Source organism: Humidesulfovibrio sp. (assembly GCF_035560995.1).
Classification (GTDB): Bacteria; Desulfobacterota; Desulfovibrionia; order Desulfovibrionales; family Desulfovibrionaceae; genus Humidesulfovibrio.
This window is the reverse complement of sequence record NZ_DATMYK010000194.1, coordinates 1-4,492: the sequence shown is the minus strand read 5'-3', so window position 1 is coordinate 4,492 and position 4,492 is coordinate 1. Positions and strand designations below refer to the sequence as shown.

7 protein-coding genes are annotated in these 4,492 nt (G+C 62.6%); 3 read left to right on the top strand and 4 right to left on the bottom strand.

Annotated features, from left to right (window positions below; all coding sequences use genetic code 11):
• Positions 1-183: hypothetical protein (locus tag VN419_RS07635; protein WP_325646129.1), on the top strand; the 183-nt coding region annotated here is incomplete at its 5' end.
• Entirely contained in the window at positions 162-995 is an 834-nt protein-coding gene (locus tag VN419_RS07630) for a putative phage abortive infection protein (protein ID WP_325646127.1), read from the top strand. The genes VN419_RS07635 and VN419_RS07630, both read left to right, overlap by 22 nt.
• On the opposite strand, the gene VN419_RS07625 is transcribed toward VN419_RS07630, so the two are convergent.
• From VN419_RS07625 to VN419_RS07615, 3 genes are read right to left on the bottom strand one after another with little or no spacing between them, the layout of a single operon-like run.
• Positions 996-2,159 carry a glycosyltransferase gene (locus VN419_RS07625; RefSeq protein ID WP_325646125.1) on the bottom strand — a complete coding sequence of 388 codons (1,164 nt, stop codon included), beginning with the start codon at positions 2,157-2,159 and terminating at the stop codon, positions 996-998.
• A 19-nt stretch (positions 2,160-2,178) separates the two neighbouring features.
• Complete coding sequence (locus tag VN419_RS07620) at positions 2,179-3,105, bottom strand: ATP-binding protein (protein WP_325646123.1); 927 nt, start codon at positions 3,103-3,105, stop codon at positions 2,179-2,181.
• Positions 3,106-3,111: 6 nt separating this feature from the next.
• Positions 3,112-3,309, bottom strand: coding sequence for a hypothetical protein (locus VN419_RS07615; protein ID WP_325646121.1), 198 nt, complete (start codon positions 3,307-3,309; stop codon positions 3,112-3,114).
• Positions 3,310-3,488: 179 nt separating this feature from the next.
• Here VN419_RS07615 and VN419_RS07610 point away from each other — a divergent pair, with 179 nt between their 5' ends.
• Positions 3,489-3,860 carry a response regulator gene (locus VN419_RS07610; protein WP_325646119.1) on the top strand — a complete coding sequence of 124 codons (372 nt, stop codon included), beginning with the start codon at positions 3,489-3,491 and terminating at the stop codon, positions 3,858-3,860.
• Here the strand turns inward: VN419_RS07610 and VN419_RS07605 are convergent.
• Positions 3,857-4,492: glycosyltransferase family 2 protein (locus VN419_RS07605; RefSeq protein ID WP_325646117.1), on the bottom strand; the 636-nt coding region annotated here is incomplete at its 5' end. The two genes, VN419_RS07610 and VN419_RS07605, sit on opposite strands and share 4 nt — an antisense overlap.

Below are 4,492 nucleotides of genomic sequence, written 5' to 3'. Positions count from 1 at the left end.
GCCGAGCTTGGGGGCATGCGGCACCAGTCGGCCGCGCGCTTCGTCAACGTCAACCGCGGCTGCGACGTGTTCGTGGTCTCGCAGGACGGGCGGCTGTCCATGTTCTCGTGGGCCGAGCATTTGCAGACCGTGGCCGTGGTGCAGCACCTGGAGCACTTTGTGTGGGAGCAGCAGGCGGGGTAAGTATGAAAAAATCAACGTTGATTTTTTGCGGCTTTGGGATTGTCATCATCTGGGCATGGATCGGAACATTCATCTCTGATTTGTCAAAAGAGGTGAATATTGCGGAAGCTCTAGAAGCGAGTGGAGCGCTTTTCACGGCCTTGGCGTTTGCCGCAGCTGGCTATGCTGTTTGGCTTCAGCGAAGCAGCATTGAAATGCAGAGGCAGGAGCTTGAGCTCCAGCGGCAGGAGTTGAAGGATACGAGGGAAGAGCTAAAAGGCCAAAGGGTCCAGCTTGAATTGCAGACAACAGCATTGCATAGTCAAGCATTTGAAGCATCATTCTATAGATTGATTGACACGAAAGAGTCTGTTTTCCGGGCTATGGAAAATGATTCTGAGGTTGGGAAATTTACACTTGAAGAAATAGTAAATGAGATGAAAAACAGATCTATTCTTGCAAAGATATTCGACAAAATGCAAAATTCTATGAGCAGTACGGAATTCTACGAGGGTATGACGAAGCTGCATAGACAAGATATCAAAAGATACATGAGGTTAGTAGAGATTATAATGCTGAAAATTGACGAGAGTCCTATATTGTCTAGTAAGGATAAGAGTGATTATTTCTATGTTTTTAAGTCTGGATTGTCATCTTTAGAGGCAAAGCTGTTGGTTTATGAATGTATCATTTTTGCAGAATGCAGTGATATAAAGAATATCGTTAACCGTTATGCTGTGTTTGAGTCGCTTAGGTCAACGTATATACACGACGAAATTAAGGAAGGCTATGGGCCTACGGCATTTGGGTACAGGGCTTGTCCGGAGGTATGATTACCCCACTGCCAAACAATCCACCCCGACCTGATACCCGCGCCCGGCGAGCCACTCCAGGATCTCCTCGCGCGCGCCGCGTGAGCCCACGTTCACGAGGATGAAGGGACAGTCGAAGGGCGCCTGCCCGTTTTGCCCGCCCTGGGCAGGCGGCACGGCCTCGCGCCCGAGCACGGGCACGCCCGCCACGCGCTGGCCCACTTTGCGCGGGTCGATGTCCACGTAATTCTCGATGATGAGGCCAAGCGCCACCAGCGGCGCAAGCCGTTTGCGGCTCTCCCGTCCTGCCCCCCAGGCCCACACGCGCGGGTGGCGCGGATTGTGCTCCGTAAGCCAGCCCCACAGGTACCCGGCCTTGATGCGCGCGAACGCCTCCGGGCTATACTCGCACCCGGTGCGGGAAAGGCGCGTGGGCGGGTCGTTCCAGATGATGACCTCTTCCGCCACCTTGGCCATGCGCGCGCCCAGGCCCAGCCAGCGCAGCCACTGTTCGTAGTCCTCCGGGAAGGGCCCGGCGCAGGCGGAGCCGCTACCGGATCCAAGATCGGGTCCGAGGTTGGGCCGCGCCCCGCCGAAGCGGGCCACGCCCTCGCGCCGGAACATCACCGAGGGGTTGGCCAGGGGCGATTCCACGAAGCGGTTCAGGCTGATGTCCTGGTGCGTGATGAGCGTGTTCAGCCAGTCCACGTGCAGGGCATAGCCCAGGCGCGCCTCGCGGTCGCCGCCGAAGCGGACGAGACCGGACACGAGGTCCAGGCCGGGCTCGGCCTCCAGGCGGGCCAGCTGCAGTTCCAGGCGGCGCGGCAGGCACAGGTCGTCGGCGTCCATGCGGGCGATGAAAGGCGCGCGCGCGGCGGCCACGGCGGCGTTCCAGGCAAGGGCCACGCCCTGGTGCGGCAGGCGCAAGGGGCGGATGCGGCTCTCTCGATGGCTGCGCGCATCGCGCGCGGCAAAGGCGGCCAGGATGGCCGGGGTGTCGTCGGTGCTGCCGTCGTCCGCGGCGATGATTTCGAAGTTGCGCAGGGTCTGGGCCAGCAGGCTCTCCAGCGCGGCGGGCAGGGTGCCGGCCGCGTTGTAGCAGGGCAGGCACACGCTGACGAGAGGCGCGGCGGGCGCGGCGTCTGCAACTGCGTCAGGCCGGGCGGCGTGGCTGCTCCCAGGCATGCTGCGGCCCGCCCGCGTCCTACTGCCTGTCGGGATCGGCGGCGCGGCGCTCGGCCACGGCGATGCCCAGCCGACACACGCCGCAGATGCCCGTGCTGGTGGGCGAGCCGCACTTTTCGCAGGGCGCCAGGGGCTGGCCGGAGTCCTTCTCCACCTGGGCGAAGGCCGGGCGGCCGCGCTTCAAAAAGCCGTCGTAGAAGGAGATTTTCGAGCCCGGGCTCTGGTGCTCCAAATCGGCCCACAGGCGCTTGTGCCCCGTGAAGCTGGCCCCGCCGCTGTAGGGGCAGGGCGCGGTGTGGATCTCTATGCCGTTCAGGAAGGCGTAGCAGGCGGTCTCGAACTCGCTCAGGCGGTACAGGGGCTTCACCTTGCGGGCAAAGCCGCTCTCGGCCTGCAGGCAGGGGCCCTGGTCGGAAAGATAGCCCGCATCCCAGCGCAGGGTGTTGGCGAACAGCCGCGCCACCTCGTCGTCCAGGTTGTGGCCCGTGGCCAGCACCTGGAAGCCTTCCTCAAGCGCGATGCGGTTGAACCAGTGGCGCTTGATCTTGCCGCAGGCCGAGCACACCGGACGGTTGATGTAGCGTTTCACGTCTGGAATGGGCAGGCCCTCTTTGATGAGCTCCACCACGCGCAGCTTGAGGCCGTGCAGCTCGCAGAAGCCCTCCACCTTGGCCCGCGCCGCCGGGGAGGACACGGGGATGCCCAGGTCCACGTGCAAGCCGGTGACGTCGTAGCCCAGGCGCGAGAGCTCGAGCATGAGGCTTAAGCTGTCCTTGCCGCCGGAAAGGGCCACCAGCACGCGTTCGCCGGGTTTGATGATGTCATGGCGGCGGATGGCCTTTTCCACCTGGCCGGTGAAGTAGGCGGCGAAGCAGTCGCGGCAGAAGGCGGTGTTGTGGCTCGGCAGGGGAACTTCCGCCGGGGCTTTGCATTTGCGGCATTTCATGGGGGGTTATCCTGTGCTGGTGACTTTGCGGACGCGGATCTGGTCGCCGTCCTCAAGCCTGCTGTCCGGGGTGAGGAGCGTGCCGCCCCGGATGATGATGGCGTCGTTGACGCGCAGGCCCAGGCGCTTCTGCAGCATGAGCACGGTGTTGTGCTTCTCGAAGGTGAAGGTCTCGTTGTCCGGCTCCACGAAGACTGTGATCATGCAACATGCTCCTTGGCGAGGGTGTGGCCAACTGGTGCCCGGCTTCGGGGCGGGTTGTCAAGGCGGGGGGGTATGCCGCAAGTATTGGCGCTGGTCGCCACAATTCTGTTGACCGGCGAGAAAAACGAGATATACGCTTCAGAGTAAGAGAAGCCCTTCCCCCCCAGAGGAGCACCAGTATGGACAAGTCGAAGATTCTTGTAGTGGACGATGAAAAACACATCCGCATGCTCTACCAGGAGGAGCTTGAGGACGAGGGCTACGCCGTGGCCACGTCCGATGGCGAGGAGCCCATCCTCGACCTGCTGGAGCGCGAGGCCCCGCAGGTGGTCATCCTCGACATCCGCCTGGGACCGGACAAGTCCGGCCTGGATCTCTTGCAGCTCATCCGCGGCCGCAAGCCCCATGTGCCGGTGATCCTTTCCACCGCGTACGACAGCTTTCAGCACGACCTCAAGAGCATCGCCGCGGACTACTACGTGGTCAAGTCCGTGGACCTCTCCGAGCTCAAGGGCAAGGTACGCCAGGCCCTGGGCCTCAAGGCGGCCTAGCGGTTCTTTTCGCGGATCTCGTAGCCGAAGTGGCGGTCCTGCAGCCAGCGCACGCCAAGCAGGTCGCGCACGCCCGCAACGGCCCGCTCCCAGTTGCCATATTTTGAGACGCCCATGTGGCGCTCGCGGTGGTTCACGGGCATTTCCGCAACCGTTGCGCCCTGCAGCTTCATCAGGGTGGGCAGGTAGCGGTGCATGCCCTTGAAGCGCGGAATGCGCACCAGCATGTCGCGGCGCATGACCTTGAGGGAGCAGCCGGTGTCGCGCACGCTCTCGCGGGTGATGCGGTTTCTGATGGCGTTGGCGATTTTCGAGGCGTAGCGCTTGCTCAGGGTGTCCTGGCGCTTTTTGCGCCAGCCGATGGCCATGCCGTAGCCCTGGTCGAACAGGGCGAGCATGGCGGGGATGTCGGCCGGATCGTTCTGCAGGTCGGCGTCCAGGGTCACCACGATGGGATGGCTGGCTTCGTCGAACCCGGCGCAGAACGCGGCGGACTGCCCGCGGTTTCGGGTGAAGGCGAGGTAGCGCACCTCGCTGTTTTCCTGGGCAAGGCTCTTCAGAACGTCGAGGCTTTTGTCCGTGCTGCCGTCATCCACGAAGACCACTTCCCAGGTGCGGGCAAGGGGGCGCAT